This window comes from Marinobacterium aestuarii, assembly GCF_001651805.1.
Lineage (GTDB): Bacteria > Pseudomonadota > Gammaproteobacteria > Pseudomonadales > Balneatricaceae > Marinobacterium_A > Marinobacterium_A aestuarii.
Window position 1 is genome coordinate 4,800,817 of sequence record NZ_CP015839.1, and the last position, 15,263, is coordinate 4,816,079.

The following is a 15,263-nucleotide window of genomic DNA, read 5'->3' on the forward strand; positions in this document are numbered from 1 at the left end:
CCTATTTGGTATCGGTCCAGCTACCAGGGTAGCGCGCCAGTTCGTAAAAGGGATCATCACCCCCCGAAATTTTTTCCAGCAGTTTCTCCGCATACACCAAGGTATAGTTACCCGTAGGACTCGTAACTGTATTTGTAGTGAGTACTACGCCATAGACTACGGCGCCGCCCCTAATTTCAAGTGCGTTAGATTCGGCATTGGGTGGATTACTATATTTATCTGAGAAACCTAAGGCGATACCATAAAATACAGAATTCGCACTCATGGTTAGATCACCATGCACAAACAGGATAAAAGGTGAATCATAACTGCCCACTTCAGTGCCGGCAGGTATCGTACAATTACCTTCAACCCATATCAGTGGCAGCCGGGTGGCGACACCACCAGAATAAAACTGATCTCCGGAAGTGGGCCCCAGGCTAGTACAGTTAGCCAACTTGACCTTGGCAATGGCTTCCATAAGCTCTTCCCAGTCGTCGGTTCCGCTAGAGTCACTGTCACCCGGGTGTACTCCGAAAAGATTCTGAAATACATTGGGAATACCGGCTGTATTCACGACGATATCCGGACAGGCATCGGCATCAGAGACATCCTGTGCCTTGCAGATCGGGTTGATTGCCTGGGAGCACTTGCAAGTATTACACAGCACAAACCCATCAGTTTGCGGCGACTTTACCTTGTCTGCATTCTGGTCTTCATACAGCCACTCATCAACATTGCAGGTTTGCCAACTCGCCCCCCCCGTTTTGGTACCCCCTTCGACCCACCCTGAGACGGGGACCCCCGTCCCTCCCCCGTTTGGGTTAGTGATAATCGATAACGATCCAGTGGGAGGAAAGTTACCGTTGGCCATCAGCGGCGGCAATTCGCCGACATCAAGAATAGGTACACGGGCGAATTTTTCCTCGACCCGGGCCAAGCCAGTGGTATCGACCGACTCACCTACCGCATTCAGTACCACCGAGTTTGTGCCCGTCACCGCGGACACCGAGACGCTGGCGCCAGGCCCCAAAAAGGGCATTTCCAGACTATCACCTGCCCAGCTGGCATCCTTCAGGTAGTTCACAGCGCCAAAATCCAGCCCGCCCTGGGCGGCATGAAACGCCTCTTTGGCACGGTTCGTATTGGCTGAGGTCTTGAGCTCGAACATGCCGATTTTGGCGCTGACCGCCGCGATCACGGTCAGCAGTGCCAAGATGATAATGGTGACAAACAGCGTCGCCGCACCCGTTTGACGCCCTTTCATAGCTTCCTCCCGGCTCCCGATCTGGGAACTAAAGATCGGCGCGGATGCGCACCTGATCCGTAATCGTTGTTTTGATTCTGGCATCGCTGAGGGATTCAGCGGTCAGGGTAATGGTCAGATTGCGTACCGTCGCCGCAGCAAAGGATGCCGGAGTCGGATCCGGCGTAAACGCAAGCGCCGTCACCTTTATCGCCTGCTCGTCGGTCAGGTTATCCCAAGTACCCATGTTGCAGTCAGCGGGGGTGGTAAACGTATTGGCCCAGAGCACCTCAACGGCATCGGTCACCGTATCGAGTCGATAACCGATCAGCTTGGTGGCCGTACTGGCACCGGCGTTATCGGTGTCGTACCCCAGGATCACGCACTGGCCGCTGTCGCCCGCGGTTGTCGTATTCAAAAATGTTCCGGAACCCGCCGCCGCATAAACAGCGGCCGGGGCGCCAGCATCGGTTATGGATGCATAAGGGTTACTGGCCGCCAGGGCTCCGTTCCAATAACCTGCTCTACGTATATCCCGCACCATCAGATCCATCACGGTGCGCAGTTCCTGGTTCAGCCTGATAGTGGTCACAGCCTGTTTGGTACTGCCCACCGTCATGCTGAACATGCCGATCACGATGGCTGAAACCAGTAAGCCCAATACCATAGCGATCATCAGTTCGACCAGTGAGATACCGCGCTGGCGCACTAGCATGGTTTGTAACCTGCATAACCTGTCGGTGAGCAGAGCCGAACACGTCCTATGAAATAGGTCGTCACCCGCACTTGTTCTGCCGCATCGCCCGTGAAGCTGATATTGCCATTCGGAGAGAGAGTGCCACGAGTAGGATCAAAGCTTACGGCCATATTGGCGGGACTAGTCACCATCGATACGCCTGGGAAACGTTCATCCGTCACTATATATTGCTGGCCGTTCACACTGCAGCTGGCTTGACTGGCGACACTGCCGTTGCAGTCACAGGCCGCAAACGGGGCCGTATCGGTGATACCGTAACACCAGCCAGCCGTATTATTGAAATTCACCGCCACGTCCACATTACGCTTGATGGATTCAGCCCGCGCGTACTGCAAGTCGGCATAGAGAGCCTGGGCCGCACCGGTTACGCGGTGGCGGTCAAAGACAGAATTGAATGACGGAATACCCAAGGCTACAAAGACAGCGAGCACCACCAGAACCACGAGCAGCTCAATCAGAGTCACGCCCGCCAGATGATGCCTGAATTGCACAGTACGCATTCCTGAATTCTCACGCGCCATAGCTTGATAGATTCCTTCTGCTAGAGTGGTAGCATACTGCATGGTTAAGGATAGCAACTCGAGGGAAGTATAGTGAAGTATTCGGCACGCGGCTTTACCCTGATTGAGCTGATGATTGTTATGGTCGTTATTGGCATCATCGCGATGTTTGCCTACCCGGCGTACCTGGATCAGGTGCGCAAGAGCCGCCGGGCCGAAGCGCAAAAAGTGCTTATGGCTGGCCAGATTGGTGAAGAGCGCTACCGCTCATACTTCAACACCTATGGCAACGCTACCAGCCTTGCCACCGAGAACCTGAATATGGGTACAGCAGACTTTTTCACCTTCGACATTGCTGTATCGCTGGCGTCGGCAGCCACACACTACACCCTCACAGCCACTGCCACTGGCGACCAAACCAAGGACTCAAACTGTGCCGTAATGACACTGGATCAAAGCAATGTCATGTCGCCTGCTGCCTGCTGGAAACGCTAGCTGGCCGCTACACCACTACTAGGCGCATTGGTGCCCAGATAAACACCCCGCTCTCGCGCGTCCCTGCGCCCGCGGGATACCGTTCCTCCTGAACATAAAAAAACGCTGCATCAGCAGCGTTTTTTTTGTGGGCTCAGGCGACCTGCAATATCTTCACATCGAACAGCAGTGTCTTGCCCGCCAGCGGGTGGTTGAAATCAATATGCACCACCTGGTCATCGAATGACTTGACCACCCCCGGCAGGTCACCGCCGGGCTCCTTAAAGCTGACAACCAGCCCGGGTTCGAGCTCCATATCCTTGAATTGCGCCCGCGGCAGACGCTGTACGTTGGCGGGGCTCGGCATGCCGAAGGCCTTTTCCGGCACTATGGTGAAGGTCGATTCGGTGCCCTCGGCCAGCCCCATCAGCGGCTCCTCAAAGCCCGGCAGCAGGTTGCCGTCGCCCACGGTAAAGGTCGCAGGCTTGCTCTCGAAGTTGGAATCAACCAACTGGCCATCTTCCAGTTTGATGGCGAAATGCAGGGTCACGGTCGTACCGGGCCCGATTGTCTTGTCACTCATGCAAGGCTCTCATTTAGTTCCGGGAGCGGCTCTTCTCGAAGAACAGCGTATCGATAATCAGCAGCACGGCGCCCAGGGTAATGGCGCTGTCGGCCAGATTGAAAGCGGGGAAGTAGTAACCGGCGTAATGCAGCGAGATAAAGTCCACTACATGGCCCAGCACTACCCGATCATAGAGGTTGCCCAGGGCACCACCCAGCAGCAGCGCCAGGCCCATGCCAAGCCACCAGTGCACCCGGGAGGTGCGCTTTAGCCAGACGACCAGCGCCACGCTCACCACCAGTGCGACCAGTGCAAAGAACCAGCGCTGCCAGCCACCGGCATCCGCCAGAAAGCTGAAGGCGGCACCGCGGTTGTAGAGCAGCGTGAGGTCGAACACCGATATCACCGGATTGGGGATGCCGTAGTCCAGTGTCGTCTCGGCGAGCCATTTACTGCCCTGATCCAGGGCTGCAACGAGCACCGACAACCAGAGCCAGACCAGCGAAGAGCCCGGCAGTGCCGGCTCTTCTATACGCTGTGAACTGCGTTTCATGGTCATCAGGCGTAGTGGCGGGTTTCGCCAGCACCATCGACGTTATCGACGCAGCGCTCGCACAGCTGCGGATGTGCCGCATGACCGCCAATATCTTCGCGGTGATGCCAGCAGCGGCCGCACTTGGCGTGGGCCGAAACACCAATCGCCACTTTCAGTCCCTTGATCTCGGTGGCGCGGGCATCGGTGCCTTCAGACAAGGGTGCCAGCGCGGCCTTGGAGGTAATGAGCACAAAGCGCAGCTCATCGCCCAAGCGCGCCAGATCCGCCTGCAGGCTTTCATCGGCGTAGAGAGTGACTTCCGCCGCCAGAGAGGCCTTCACCAACTTCTCGTTACGGGCATCTTCCAGGCACTTGTTAACGGCATTCTTGACGCCCAGCACCCGGCTCCAGAAATCCGCCCCAAAGGCATCATCGGCCGGCAGGGTAAAGAGGCCCTGGTACCAGGTGGTCAGGAAGACACTGTCTTCGCGCTCGCCCGGCAGCACTTCGTGAATCTCTTCAGCGGTAAAACTCAGGATAGGTGCGATCCAGCGCGTCAGGGCTTCGGCGATATGATAGAGCGCAGTCTGGCAGGAACGCCGCGCCAGACTGTCGGCCTGGGTGGTGTACTGGCGATCCTTGATGATATCGAGGTAAAAGCCACCCAGCTCCTGGGCGCAGAAGTGATGCACCTGCTGATAGACATCCAGGAAGCGGTAGCTGTCGTAAGCCGCCGTGATCTTCTGCTGCAGACGGTAGGCCGCGTCCACAGCCCAGCGGTCCAGTGCCAGCATGTCTTCGGGCGCCACGCTGTCACGGGCCGGCTCAAAGCCATTCAGGTTAGCCAGCAGGAAACGAGCGGTATTGCGAATGCGACGATAGGCATCGGAGGTACGCTGCAAAATCTGCTTGGACACAGCCATTTCGCCGGAGTAATCCGTAGCCGAGACCCACAGGCGCAGAATGTCGGCACCCAAAGTATCGGTGACTTCCTGCGGTGCAATCACGTTGCCCAGGGACTTGGACATCTTGTAGCCCTTTTCGTCTACCGTGAAGCCATGGGTCAGCACCTGCTTGTAGGGTGCACAGCCATTGATGGCGATAGAGGTTTTCAGGGACGACTGGAACCAGCCACGGTGCTGATCCGAGCCTTCGAGGTACAGGTCGGCCGGGAAACGCAGCTCGCTGCGCTCACGCAGCACTGCCTGGTGCGTTACGCCTGAGTCGAACCAGACATCCAGCGTATCGGTGACCTTGTCGTACTGATCGGCATCAGCGCCCAGCAGGCTAGCCGCATCCAGTTCGAACCAGGCATCGATACCGCCCTGATCGATGGCCGTGGCGATCTGTTCGATCAGACCCGAGGTATTGGGGTGTAGCTCACCGGTCTGTTTGTGGGTAAAGACGGTGATAGGCACGCCCCAGGTACGCTGGCGCGAGACACACCAGTCCGGGCTCTGCTCGACCATGGCCTCGATGCGGTTCTGGCCCCACTCGGGGAACCAGCTCACACCCTTGATGGCTTCGAGTGCCTGAGTCTTGAGCCCCTTCTCGTCCATGGAAATGAACCACTGCGGCGTGGCGCGGTAGATCAGCGGCGTCTTGGTGCGCCAGCAATGCGGGTAGCTGTGCTCAAAGCGTTTCAGATGTACCAGCTTGCCTTCACGCTCCAGCGCTTCGACCACGGGACCATCCGCCTTGTAGACGTGAATACCGGCAAACTCGCCGGTGGCATCGGTGTAGGTGCCGTTGGCCTGCACGCGATTGAGCGTGCCCAGGCCATACTGCTGGCCAACCACAAAGTCTTCCACGCCGTGATCGGGCGCGGTATGTACGGCGCCGGTACCGGCATCAGTGGTGACATGATCACCCAGAATCACTGGCACTTGCTTGTCGTAGAACGGGTGCGCCAGCGCCATGTGCTCCAGCGCAGTACCGCTGCAGGTTCCCAGTACTGTGTAGGGCTCGATACCCCAGCGCGCCATCACCTCGTCAACCATGTCAGCGGCAACTACAACGCGCTCGGCACCCTGATTGATATCCACCTGCACCAGGGCGTAATCCAGCTCGGCGTTCAGCGACACCGCCTGGTTGGCGGGAATGGTCCAGGGCGTGGTGGTCCAGATCACCACCGACAGCGGCCCCTCACCCGCAGGATTTCCAAACTGGGCATTGGCCGCAGCCTGATCGGCAAAGGTGAAGCGGATGTCGATCGCCGTGGAGGTCTTGTTCTGGTATTCAACCTCGGCCTCAGCCAAAGCAGATTGACCCACCACACTCCAGTACACCGGTTTGTAACCCTTGACCAGATGACCGTTCTCGATGATCTTGCCCAGCGCCCGCACTATGTTGGCTTCGGTGTCGAAGTTCATCGTCAGGTAGGGATTTTCCCAGTCACCCACCACACCCAGACGGATGAAGTCGGCTTTCTGCCCGGCGACCTGTTCGGCGGCGTATTCACGGCATTTCTGCCGAAACTCGCTATAGGGCACCTTGTCACCGGCGCGGCCGATCAGGGTTTCAACCTTGTGTTCGATAGGCAGACCATGACAGTCCCAGCCCGGCACGTAGGGCGCATCAAAGCCCGACAGCGTCTTGGCCTTGACGATCATGTCCTTGATCACCTTGTTGACCGCATGACCGATATGAATATTGCCGTTGGCGTAGGGAGGGCCATCATGCAGGATGAACTGCTCACGTCCCTTGCCCGCTTCGCGCAGTTTGGCGTAGAGGTCGATTTCGGCCCATCGCGCCAGGCGCGCCGGCTCACGCTGCGGCAGGTTGCCACGCATCGGGAAAGCCGAATCCGGCAGGTTCAGTGTCGCTTTATAATCGGTCATGTCAGTCGCTTTGAGGTTATGGGTCTTAACAGGCCAATAGCGCCCGGGCCACATCAATATCGTTGAAAATCTGCTGTTTCAGCTGTTCCAGGCCATCGAACTTGCGCTCTTCACGAATGAAGGCGGCAAATTCAACGCTGAGCAGCTGACCATAAAGATCACCCTTAAAATCAAACAGATGTGCTTCCAGCACAGGCTGAGTGCCGTTGACGGTCGGGCGCATGCCAATGTTGGCCACCCCCGGAATCAGGCGGCCATCGTCCAGCTGTGCTCGCACGGCATAGACACCCCGCAGCGGCGCGGCAAAACGGTGCATGCGCACGTTCGCCGTCGGCACACCCAGGGTTCTGCCCAGCTGCTGTCCCAGCATGACCCGTCCGCTGATGCGATAGCGCCGCCCCAGCAAGCGCTCGGCCAGATCCAGGTCATTGAGCGTCAGCGCCTGGCGCACCCGGGTACTGCTGACGCGCTCGCCATCAACCAGACAGGTGCTGGTGTTTTCAACCGAGAAGCCCTGGGTTGCCCCCACTGCACGCAGCATGGCGTAGTCGCCGGCCCGGTCGCAGCCAAAGCGGAAATCATCGCCCACCACAAAGTGGCGCACCGCCAGCCCTTCCAGCAGCAGCGCTTCGATGAAGCTTGCGGCCGGCAAGCTGCGCAGACGCTCGTTGAAGGTCAGGCACAGCACCCGATCCAGCCCCTGGTCACGCAGCAGGCGTACTTTTTCATCAAACCGAGTGAGACGCGCCGGCGCATCCTGGCCTGCAAAAAACTCGCGCGGCTGCGGCTCGAAGATAATCGCCACGGTGGGCAAACCCAGTTCGCGCCCCTTGGCCTTTACCTGTTCCAGCACCTTGACATGCCCGAGGTGCACGCCATCGAAATTGCCGATGGTCGCTACGCACACCCGATGCTTGTCGCGCAGATTATGTAATCCCCGGATCAATTCCATCAAATGCTAGCCACAGCCTGAAAATAAACCGCAGAATTATAACGCAGATGCAGCGCAACGAGTACCGCAGTGCCACAAGAAGCTATAACAAGGCCATCAGGCGCGCAGATGGCGCAGACGCAAGCCCGTCAGCAGCAGCACCGCCGCATAGGCCCCAGCCCCGAGCAGTACCAGTAACGACATCTGCCAGACGCGATCCACCAGCCCCCAGTCGAACCACTGCACCACCGCAGGACTGAGATAGAGCAGCAACGCGACCATCACCAGATTGGCACTGCCCAGACGCAGCAGCCAGAGCCCCCAGCCGGGTTGCCAGTGGAATACACCTTCGCGCAGCAAGCCACGCAGCAGCAGCCCCGCATTGAGAAACGCCGACAGCGTCGTAGCCAGCGCCAGGCCGACATGAGCCAGCGGCCAGATCAGTATCAGGTTCAGCACCATATTCACCGCCATCGCTATCACAGCAATGCGCACCGGTGTGCGGGTGTCCTGCCGCGCGAAAAAGCCCGGCGCCAATACCTTGATCAGCATGAACGCCAGCACGCCACAGCCGTAGGCTTGCAGGCTGCCCGACGCCATATCGACATCACGTTCGGTCAGGGCGCCGTAATGAAACAGGGTGATCAGCAAGGGCTCTGCCAGCAAGACCAGCGCCAGCGCCGCCGGCAGACCGATCAACAGCACCATGCGCAGTGCCCAGTCCAGCGTATGGGAGAATTGATCCAGGGATTTTTCAGCATGCTTGCGCGACAGCGCCGGCAATATCACCGTCGCAATGGCAATGCCGAACACCCCCAGCGGCAGCTCGGACAGGCGATCCGAGTAATACAGCCAGGACACGCTGCCCATTTGCAGAAAGGACGCCAGCACCGTATCCAGCAACAAATTGACCTGCGCCACAGACACCCCAAACAGCGCCGGCAGCATCAGCGTCATGATCTTCTTCACACCCGGATGACTGAAATCCACCACAGGGCCCGGCAACAAGCGAATGCGCCACAAAAAAGGCAGCTGAAATGCCAGCTGCACGAAGCCCGCCACCAGTACGCCCCAGGCCAGTGCGAAAACCGGCCGCTCAAACCATTCACTGAACAGCAGCGTGGCACCAATCAGACAGAGGTTCAGCAGCACCGGCGTAAAGGCCGGCACCGCGAAGCGCTCATAGCTGTTGAGAATAGCCCCGGCAAAGGCCGTCATGGAGATCAGCCCCAGGTACGGGAAGGTGATACGCAGCATTTCCGACGCCAGCTCGTAGCGCTCGCTGTCGTGCATATAGAAACCGGGCGCAAAGATCGCCGTCAGCACGGGAGCTGCCACCACCGACAGCACCGTTATGCAGATCAGCACCGAACCCAGACTGCCCGCCACCCGCGCCACCAGTAGCTGCACATCAAACAGCGTGCGCTGGGTACGATACTCGGACAGCACGGGGACAAAGGCCTGAGAAAAGGCACCCTCGGCAAAGAGCCTGCGCAGAAAATTGGGAATCTTGAAAGCAACGAAAAAGGCATCGGCACTGCCGGAGGCCCCAAAATGGCTCGCCACCACCACATCACGCACCAGACCCAGGATGCGCGATAACAATGTCATCAACCCAACCAGACCGCTGGAGCGCAGCAAACCCGCACTCTTTCTGGTTTCTCTACCCTCGTCTGCCACGATCCCTATCCCCAAGCTGCAAGGCGCTGTACAATGCGCTGCATCTTACTGCGTCGTAGATAATAATTCCGCTACTTTATTGACAGTCTCACGTCAAACAGGAATAATCTCGCGTCTCAATTTTCGGCGTTTACTGCCGATGATTTTCCAAACAACTTTGAAGGAGCCGGACTGTGGCAAATTCCGCAGGATCTCGTAAACGCGCTCGCCAGTCGGAGAAGCGTCGCCAGCATAACGCTAGCCTGCGCTCCATGGTGCGTACTTACATCAAGAAAGTCGTTAAAGCGATCGACAGTGGCGACAAGGCCACAGCTGAAGGCGCGTTCAAAACCGCCCAGCCGATCATGGACGGCTCTGTAAACAAGGGTCTGTTCAACAAGAACCAGATCGCTCGCACCAAGAGCCGCCTGAACGCACGCATCAAGGCACTGGGCGAAACACCAGCCGCCTGATGTACCGCAGGGCCCATAAAGCCCTGCCACAAAAAAACCGGCCAAGGCCGGTTTTTTTTATGTCTGCAATCCGCGATATAGAGACCGCACACGCTCACACTACTCGCAATACTCGCCCCGACCAGCAGGGCCCGACGACCAGCCCCATCAGGCCAGCGCCAGGTTATCGCGATGTACCAGCTCCACCTCAGCCATATAACCGAGCAACGACTCGATCATTGAGCTTGGCTTGCCGATCAGCTTGCGCGCATCTTCAGCACCGTAATTCGCCAGCCCGCGCGCGATGATCAGCCCCTGCTCATCCTGCAGAACCACCATCTCGCCGCGCGAGAAATTCCCGGACAGACTGCGCACACCGGCCGGCAACAAGCTTTTACCGCGCTCACGCAACGCCGCCACAGCACCCGCATCCAGCACCAGAGTGCCACGCGCCTGCAAATGCCCCGCAATCCACTGCTTGCGCGCAGCCTCAGGACTGCGCTCAGGCACCAGCAGCGTGCCCACAGCATCACCCGCCTTGAGCCGCAGCAGCACATCCGGCTCACGCCCACTGGCAATGACTGTCACGGCACCACTGCGCGCCGCCAGGCGCGCAGCGCGCACCTTGGTCGCCATACCACCGCGACCCAGCTTGCCACCACCACCAGCCATGGCGATCAGCGCATCATCCTCTGCCCGCGCTTCGGATACAAAGGCCGCACCGGGATTGGAGCGCGGATCAGCCTCAAACAGCCCCAGCTGATCCGTCAGCAGAATCAGCCCATCCGCCTCAATCAGGTTGACCACCAGAGCACCGAGCGTATCGTTATCCCCAAAGCGGATCTCATCGGTAACGACAGTGTCATTCTCGTTCACCACCGGCACCACACCCAGGCGAATCAGCTCACCCAGGGCCGCGCGGGCATTGAGATAACGCCGCCGATTGGACAGATCTTCATGCGTCAGCAAAATTTGCGCCGTGTGAGTGCCGTGGCGCTGGAAATTAGCCTCATAGGCCTGCACCAGCCCCATCTGACCAATGGCCGCCGCGGCCTGCAAACGGTACATTTCGTGCGGGCGGTTAGCCCACCCCAGACGCGACATACCCTCAGCAACCGCGCCCGAGGACACCAGCAATACTTCCATGCCTGCAGCACGCAGAGCGGCCAGCTGATCAACCCAGCGAGAAATCGCCTCCTGATCAAGCCCGCGACCGTCATTGGTCAGCAGCGCGCTACCGATCTTTACGACCCAGCGCCCGCCCGTTTTCAGCCTGTTCCTACCCGTGGACACCCGTGAATCCTCTAACTAGTTACTAGCGAGCCCATTCGACATCAACGTCGAACTCGTCATCGTCGAAATCATCCCAGTCATCATCTTCACCCGAGCGCCGCGCCCGAATAGCCATACGCATCGCTTCGACACACTCACGCGCCTCGGCATCGATCTGCAGACGGGTATCACGCTCAACATCGAGCAAGTCCGGGTCCTGCTGAATTTCCAGCGCACGCCTATCAAGGAAGCCCTGAATATCCTGAACCAGAACCTGCACGCCCTCCTTGTTCAGCGCCGAGATGCGATACACAGGCCCTTCCCAGCCCAGCGCATCAACCACCGCCTGACAGCGCTCTTCCTGCTCTTCTTCAGGCACCAGATCCAGCTTGTTCAGCACCAGCCAGCGCGGCTGAGCTTCCAGCGTCGCGCTGAATTTTTTCAGCTCAGCCACCGCCACACAAGCCGACTGCGCAGAGCCCTGCTCATCCCAGGGCGCCATATCGACCAGATGCAGCAACAAGCGGTTGCGCGCCAGGTGACGCAGGAATCGAATACCCAGACCCGTGCCTTCTGCTGCTCCTTCGATAATGCCCGGAATATCGGCAATCACGAAGCTGCGATGACTTTCGGTACGCACCACACCCAGGTTCGGCACCAGAGTCGTGAAGGGATAGTTGGCCACTTTCGGCTTGGCGGAAGACACCGAGCGAATAAAGGTCGATTTGCCCGCATTCGGCAAGCCCAGCAGACCCACGTCCGCCAACACCTTGAGCTCCAGCTTCAGGTTACGCGCCTCGCCCGGAGATCCATTACTGGTCTGACGCGGCGCACGGTTAACTGAACTCTTGTAGCGAATGTTGCCAAGGCCATGAAAGCCCGCCTGGGCCACTTTTTCAATTTGCCCTTCAACCGTCAGATCCGCCAGCACTTCACCGGTATCCTGATCGACAACCGTGGTACCTACCGGCAGCTTCAGCACAAGGTCTTCACCCTTGGAGCCGGTACACTGACGCGTCATGCCATTCTGACCGTTCTGCGCCTTGTAGTGACGCGTAAAACGAAAGTCGATCAGCGTATTCAGGCTGCTATCCGCCTCAACAAATACCGAACCGCCATCACCACCGTCACCACCGTCGGGGCCGCCTCTGGCAACGTACTTCTCGCGCCGGAAACTCATGCAGCCGTTACCACCTTTACCGGCTTCCACCGAGATCAACGCTTCATCGACAAACTTCATTAAAACCTCCCCGACGGGTCAGGATCCTGCACTGAATATAGCGCGAACACTGCCCGAATAGCCTCACACACACGACACCACGCACAACCGCGAGCCTCAACAGGCCCGAGACCCGGCGCCGTCATGAATGACGCAACCGCCGCTTTGCACATGCAAATACAGTAAATCACAGCCCTATACGAAAAAAGCCCCGCACAGGCGGAGCTTTTTCGAACATCAAAGTGCGCTTCAGGCAGGTACGATACTGATGTACTTACGCTTCTTTTCGCCTTTGATTTCAAATTTTACTACGCCATCCGCTTTCGCGAACAGAGTGTGGTCCTTGCCCAGACCAACATTGGTGCCGGCATGGAACTTGGTGCCACGCTGACGAACCAGGATGTTACCTGCAGCAACAACCTGACCACCGTAGCGCTTCACACCAAGGCGTTTCGATTCTGAGTCGCGACCGTTACGAGTCGAGCCACCAGCTTTCTTATGAGCCATTTTCTATCTCCTGATCTGGGTTGCGTTAAGCACTGATGCCAGTGATCTTCACTTCAGTGAACGACTGACGGTGACCCTGACGCTTCATGTGGTGCTTACGACGCTTGAACTTCAGGATGGTCACTTTCTTGCCACGGCCGTGCTCAACAACTTCAGCAGTTACCTTGGCACCATCAACAACCGGCGCACCTATTTTGATGTCATCACCGGCGCCAACCAGCAGCACACGGTCAAATTCTACATTGGAACCCAGTTCTGCAGGCAGCTTCTCGAGCCGTACAGTCTGTCCTTCCTGAACGCGGTACTGCTTACCACCGCTAACGATTACTGCGTACATTTCTCTCTCCAGGTCATGCCCATCCGGCTACTGTTGAATAACAACCTACTTCTAAGGGCGGAACCCTATGATAGGGAGCAAATTTGGATGAGCTCAGGGCGGGGGATTCTATAGTAAAGACACCTCAAACTCAAGCCCGACGGCCGCGAATTATAGCGCCCGCCAGCAAAGCGTAACCTGGGGCCCCAAGGCCGGCGTCCGAGGCCATTAGACTGGCACTTTCTTGACACCCTTGCAGGCACCCCCTAGCATGCGCGCTTATCATTCGTACAGCCGACGACCCTCCCCACATGCAGCCACATCAGCTAAATCCGGCGATCGAGCCGCAGTTCGAAGCCGTTAATGACTACATTCTCAACCATCTGGGCTCCACGGTCCCGCTGGTCGAGAAGATTGGCCACTATATAGTTGAGAGTGGTGGCAAGCGCCTGCGTCCGCTGCTCGTATTACTGAGCGCCAACGCCTGTGGTTACCAGGGGCGGCAGCATATTCCCCTGGCGGCCATTGTCGAGTTCATTCATACGGCAACCCTGCTGCACGATGATGTGGTCGACAATTCGGATCTGCGCCGCGGCAAGGATACCGCCAACGCCCGCTGGGGCAATGCACCGAGCGTGCTGGTCGGCGACTTTCTTTACAGCCGCGCATTTCAGGTTATGGTCGAAATCGGCAATATGGACATCATGCACGTCATTTCCAATGCCACCAATGTGATTGCCGAAGGCGAAGTGCTGCAGCTGCTGAACTGCAAGAATCCGGATACCACCGAAGACGCCTACATGCAGGTTATTATCGGCAAGACCGCCACCCTGTTTGAGGCCGCGACCGAAACCGGCGCCATTCTCGCCCAGGCTTCGACCGCCGAACGCGATGCGCTGCGGCTTTACGGCCGCCACCTGGGAATCGCCTTTCAGCTGGTCGATGATCTGATGGATTACCTCTCCAGCGCCGAGGAAATGGGCAAGAATGTCGGCGACGATCTGGCCGAAGGCAAACCCACCCTGCCGCTGATCCAGGCCATGAAAGCCGGCACCGACGAAGAGCGCCAGCTGATTCGCCAGTGCATTCGCAAGGGCGGCCTGGACGACCTGCAGCCGATTCTGGATATAGTGCAGCGCACCGGCGCCATCGACTACACCCGTGCCGCCGCACAGCGTGCCGCCGCAAACGCCTGCGAAGCGCTTGCAGCACTGCCCGCCAGCTCTTTCAAGGATACCTTGACACAGCTGGCCGAGATCGCGGTCAACCGCACTCACTGACACCCAAGGCAGGACCCGAGCGCCTGAATCGCAGGGGTATCGGGCGTCCTGACAGCGCCACTGCCGGGTCTGATCGCGCCCACCACAGCGCCACCCAGGCAGAAACAAGCCCCAAACAGTGCTTCAGGGCGTCCGACCCGCTATAATCGGCGGATATTTTTAGCTGAAACCTATAAGACTTTCCCATATGACAAAAGCTTCTTCTTTCGATCGCAAAGACCTGCTGAGCTGCGGCCACGGCGAAATGTTCGGCCCGGGCAATGCCCAGCTGCCGATCGACAACATGCTGATGATGGACCGAGTCGTTAACATTTCCTCGGAAGGCGGCCTCTATGGCAAAGGCGAAATCATTGCCGAGCTCGACATCAATCCGGACCTCTGGTTCTTCCAGTGCCACTTCCCGGGCGACCCTGTCATGCCGGGCTGCCTGGGCCTGGATGCCATGTGGCAGCTGGTTGGATTCTTCCTCGGCTGGCGTGGCAACCAGGGCCGCGGCCGCGCGCTGGGCTCAGGTGAAGTAAAATTCACCGGTCAGATCCTGCCGAGCGCCAAAAAGGTGACCTACCACATTCACCTCAAGCGCGTGATCGAGCGCAAACTGGTCATGGGTATCGCTGACGGCTCCGTGTTTGTTGATGGCCGTGAAATCTACACCGCCAAGGACCTGCGCGTAGGCCTGTTCACCACCACCGACAACTTCTAGCAGGCGCCCGGGGCTACAGGCCACAGGC

16 protein-coding genes are annotated in these 15,263 nt (G+C 58.3%); 4 read left to right on the forward strand and 12 right to left on the reverse strand.

The features are described from left to right. Position 1: 1 nt before the first annotated feature. The 3 genes from A8C75_RS21015 to A8C75_RS21025 are packed head-to-tail and all read right to left on the reverse strand — an operon-like array spanning position 2 to position 2,503. The gene (locus tag A8C75_RS21015; RefSeq protein WP_067386307.1) at positions 2-1,246 is read right to left on the reverse strand and encodes a pilus assembly PilX family protein; all 1,245 of its coding nucleotides are present in this window, start codon (positions 1,244-1,246) and stop codon (positions 2-4) included. A 28-nt stretch (positions 1,247-1,274) separates the two neighbouring features. Beyond that, the gene (locus tag A8C75_RS21020) at positions 1,275-1,940 is read right to left on the reverse strand and encodes a PilW family protein (protein WP_067386308.1); all 666 of its coding nucleotides are present in this window, start codon (positions 1,938-1,940) and stop codon (positions 1,275-1,277) included. Further along, positions 1,934-2,503 carry a GspH/FimT family pseudopilin gene (locus tag A8C75_RS21025; RefSeq protein ID WP_162272115.1) on the reverse strand — a complete coding sequence of 190 codons (570 nt, stop codon included), beginning with the start codon at positions 2,501-2,503 and terminating at the stop codon, positions 1,934-1,936. Before A8C75_RS21025 ends, A8C75_RS21020 begins: the two co-directional genes overlap by 7 nt. 72 nt (positions 2,504-2,575) lie before the next feature. Between A8C75_RS21025 and A8C75_RS21030 the strand changes: the two genes are divergently transcribed. Continuing rightward, positions 2,576-2,977 (forward strand): type IV pilin protein, encoded by a 402-nt coding sequence (locus A8C75_RS21030; protein ID WP_084784191.1) that lies wholly within the window; start codon positions 2,576-2,578, stop codon positions 2,975-2,977. A gap of 133 nt (positions 2,978-3,110) precedes the next feature. Here the strand turns inward: A8C75_RS21030 and A8C75_RS21035 are convergent, their stop codons facing one another. The 5 genes from A8C75_RS21035 to murJ all read right to left on the reverse strand — a co-directional run bounded on the left by A8C75_RS21035 (position 3,111) and on the right by murJ (position 9,438). After that, complete coding sequence (locus A8C75_RS21035) at positions 3,111-3,539, reverse strand: FKBP-type peptidyl-prolyl cis-trans isomerase (RefSeq protein WP_067386310.1); 429 nt, start codon at positions 3,537-3,539, stop codon at positions 3,111-3,113. Positions 3,540-3,552: 13 nt separating this feature from the next. Next, positions 3,553-4,080: a signal peptidase II gene (lspA, locus tag A8C75_RS21040; RefSeq protein ID WP_084784192.1), complete on the reverse strand. Its 528-nt coding sequence runs from the start codon at positions 4,078-4,080 to the stop codon at positions 3,553-3,555. Then, positions 4,080-6,896, reverse strand: a complete 2,817-nt coding sequence (gene ileS / locus A8C75_RS21045) for an isoleucine--tRNA ligase (protein ID WP_067386311.1) — start codon at positions 6,894-6,896, stop codon at positions 4,080-4,082. The genes lspA and ileS overlap by 1 nt, the downstream gene beginning before the upstream one ends. Before the next feature lie 25 nt (positions 6,897-6,921). After that, positions 6,922-7,848: a bifunctional riboflavin kinase/FAD synthetase gene (gene ribF / locus A8C75_RS21050; RefSeq protein ID WP_067386312.1), complete on the reverse strand. Its 927-nt coding sequence runs from the start codon at positions 7,846-7,848 to the stop codon at positions 6,922-6,924. A gap of 96 nt (positions 7,849-7,944) precedes the next feature. Continuing rightward, complete coding sequence (gene murJ / locus A8C75_RS21055; protein WP_236954758.1) at positions 7,945-9,438, reverse strand: murein biosynthesis integral membrane protein MurJ; 1,494 nt, start codon at positions 9,436-9,438, stop codon at positions 7,945-7,947. A gap of 242 nt (positions 9,439-9,680) precedes the next feature. Here murJ and rpsT point away from each other — a divergent pair, with 242 nt between their 5' ends. Then, positions 9,681-9,959, forward strand: coding sequence for a 30S ribosomal protein S20 (rpsT, locus tag A8C75_RS21060; protein ID WP_067296758.1), 279 nt, complete (start codon positions 9,681-9,683; stop codon positions 9,957-9,959). A 147-nt stretch (positions 9,960-10,106) separates the two neighbouring features. Here the strand turns inward: rpsT and proB are convergent, their stop codons facing one another. The 4 genes from proB to rplU form a co-directional block, all read right to left on the reverse strand. Continuing rightward, positions 10,107-11,231 (reverse strand): glutamate 5-kinase, encoded by a 1,125-nt coding sequence (gene proB, locus A8C75_RS21065; RefSeq protein ID WP_067386314.1) that lies wholly within the window; start codon positions 11,229-11,231, stop codon positions 10,107-10,109. A gap of 22 nt (positions 11,232-11,253) precedes the next feature. Continuing rightward, complete coding sequence (cgtA, locus tag A8C75_RS21070; protein WP_067386315.1) at positions 11,254-12,450, reverse strand: Obg family GTPase CgtA; 1,197 nt, start codon at positions 12,448-12,450, stop codon at positions 11,254-11,256. 228 nt (positions 12,451-12,678) lie between these two features. Then, on the reverse strand, positions 12,679-12,936 hold the full coding sequence (rpmA, locus tag A8C75_RS21075; protein ID WP_067290518.1) for a 50S ribosomal protein L27: 258 nt from the start codon (positions 12,934-12,936) through the stop codon (positions 12,679-12,681). 25 nt (positions 12,937-12,961) lie between these two features. Next, complete coding sequence (gene rplU / locus A8C75_RS21080) at positions 12,962-13,273, reverse strand: 50S ribosomal protein L21 (RefSeq protein ID WP_067386316.1); 312 nt, start codon at positions 13,271-13,273, stop codon at positions 12,962-12,964. Positions 13,274-13,563: 290 nt separating this feature from the next. Between rplU and ispB the strand changes: the two genes are divergently transcribed. Continuing rightward, a complete protein-coding gene (ispB, locus tag A8C75_RS21085; protein ID WP_067386317.1) occupies positions 13,564-14,532 on the forward strand; it encodes an octaprenyl diphosphate synthase in 969 nt (322 codons plus the stop codon). Positions 14,533-14,719: 187 nt separating this feature from the next. Continuing rightward, entirely contained in the window at positions 14,720-15,235 is a 516-nt protein-coding gene (gene fabA, locus A8C75_RS21090) for a bifunctional 3-hydroxydecanoyl-ACP dehydratase/trans-2-decenoyl-ACP isomerase (RefSeq protein WP_067386318.1), read from the forward strand. Positions 15,236-15,263: the final 28 nt, after the last annotated feature.

Coding starts and splice junctions, on each gene's coding strand:
- A8C75_RS21015 (WP_067386307.1), bottom strand. CDS start 1,246: ATGAAAGGGCGTCAAACGGGTGCGGCGACGCTGTTTGTCACCATTATC.
- A8C75_RS21020 (WP_067386308.1), bottom strand. CDS start 1,940: ATGCTAGTGCGCCAGCGCGGTATCTCACTGGTCGAACTGATGATCGCT.
- A8C75_RS21025 (WP_162272115.1), bottom strand. CDS start 2,503: ATGGCGCGTGAGAATTCAGGAATGCGTACTGTGCAATTCAGGCATCAT.
- A8C75_RS21035 (WP_067386310.1), bottom strand. CDS start 3,539: ATGAGTGACAAGACAATCGGGCCCGGTACGACCGTGACCCTGCATTTC.
- lspA (WP_084784192.1), bottom strand. CDS start 4,080: ATGACCATGAAACGCAGTTCACAGCGTATAGAAGAGCCGGCACTGCCG.
- ileS (WP_067386311.1), bottom strand. CDS start 6,896: ATGACCGATTATAAAGCGACACTGAACCTGCCGGATTCGGCTTTCCCG.
- ribF (WP_067386312.1), bottom strand. CDS start 7,848: ATGGAATTGATCCGGGGATTACATAATCTGCGCGACAAGCATCGGGTG.
- murJ (WP_236954758.1), bottom strand. CDS start 9,438: ATGACATTGTTATCGCGCATCCTGGGTCTGGTGCGTGATGTGGTGGTG.
- cgtA (WP_067386315.1), bottom strand. CDS start 12,450: ATGAAGTTTGTCGATGAAGCGTTGATCTCGGTGGAAGCCGGTAAAGGT.
- rpmA (WP_067290518.1), bottom strand. CDS start 12,936: ATGGCTCATAAGAAAGCTGGTGGCTCGACTCGTAACGGTCGCGACTCA.
- rplU (WP_067386316.1), bottom strand. CDS start 13,273: ATGTACGCAGTAATCGTTAGCGGTGGTAAGCAGTACCGCGTTCAGGAA.
- ispB (WP_067386317.1), top strand. CDS start 13,564: ATGCAGCCACATCAGCTAAATCCGGCGATCGAGCCGCAGTTCGAAGCC.
- fabA (WP_067386318.1), top strand. CDS start 14,720: ATGACAAAAGCTTCTTCTTTCGATCGCAAAGACCTGCTGAGCTGCGGC.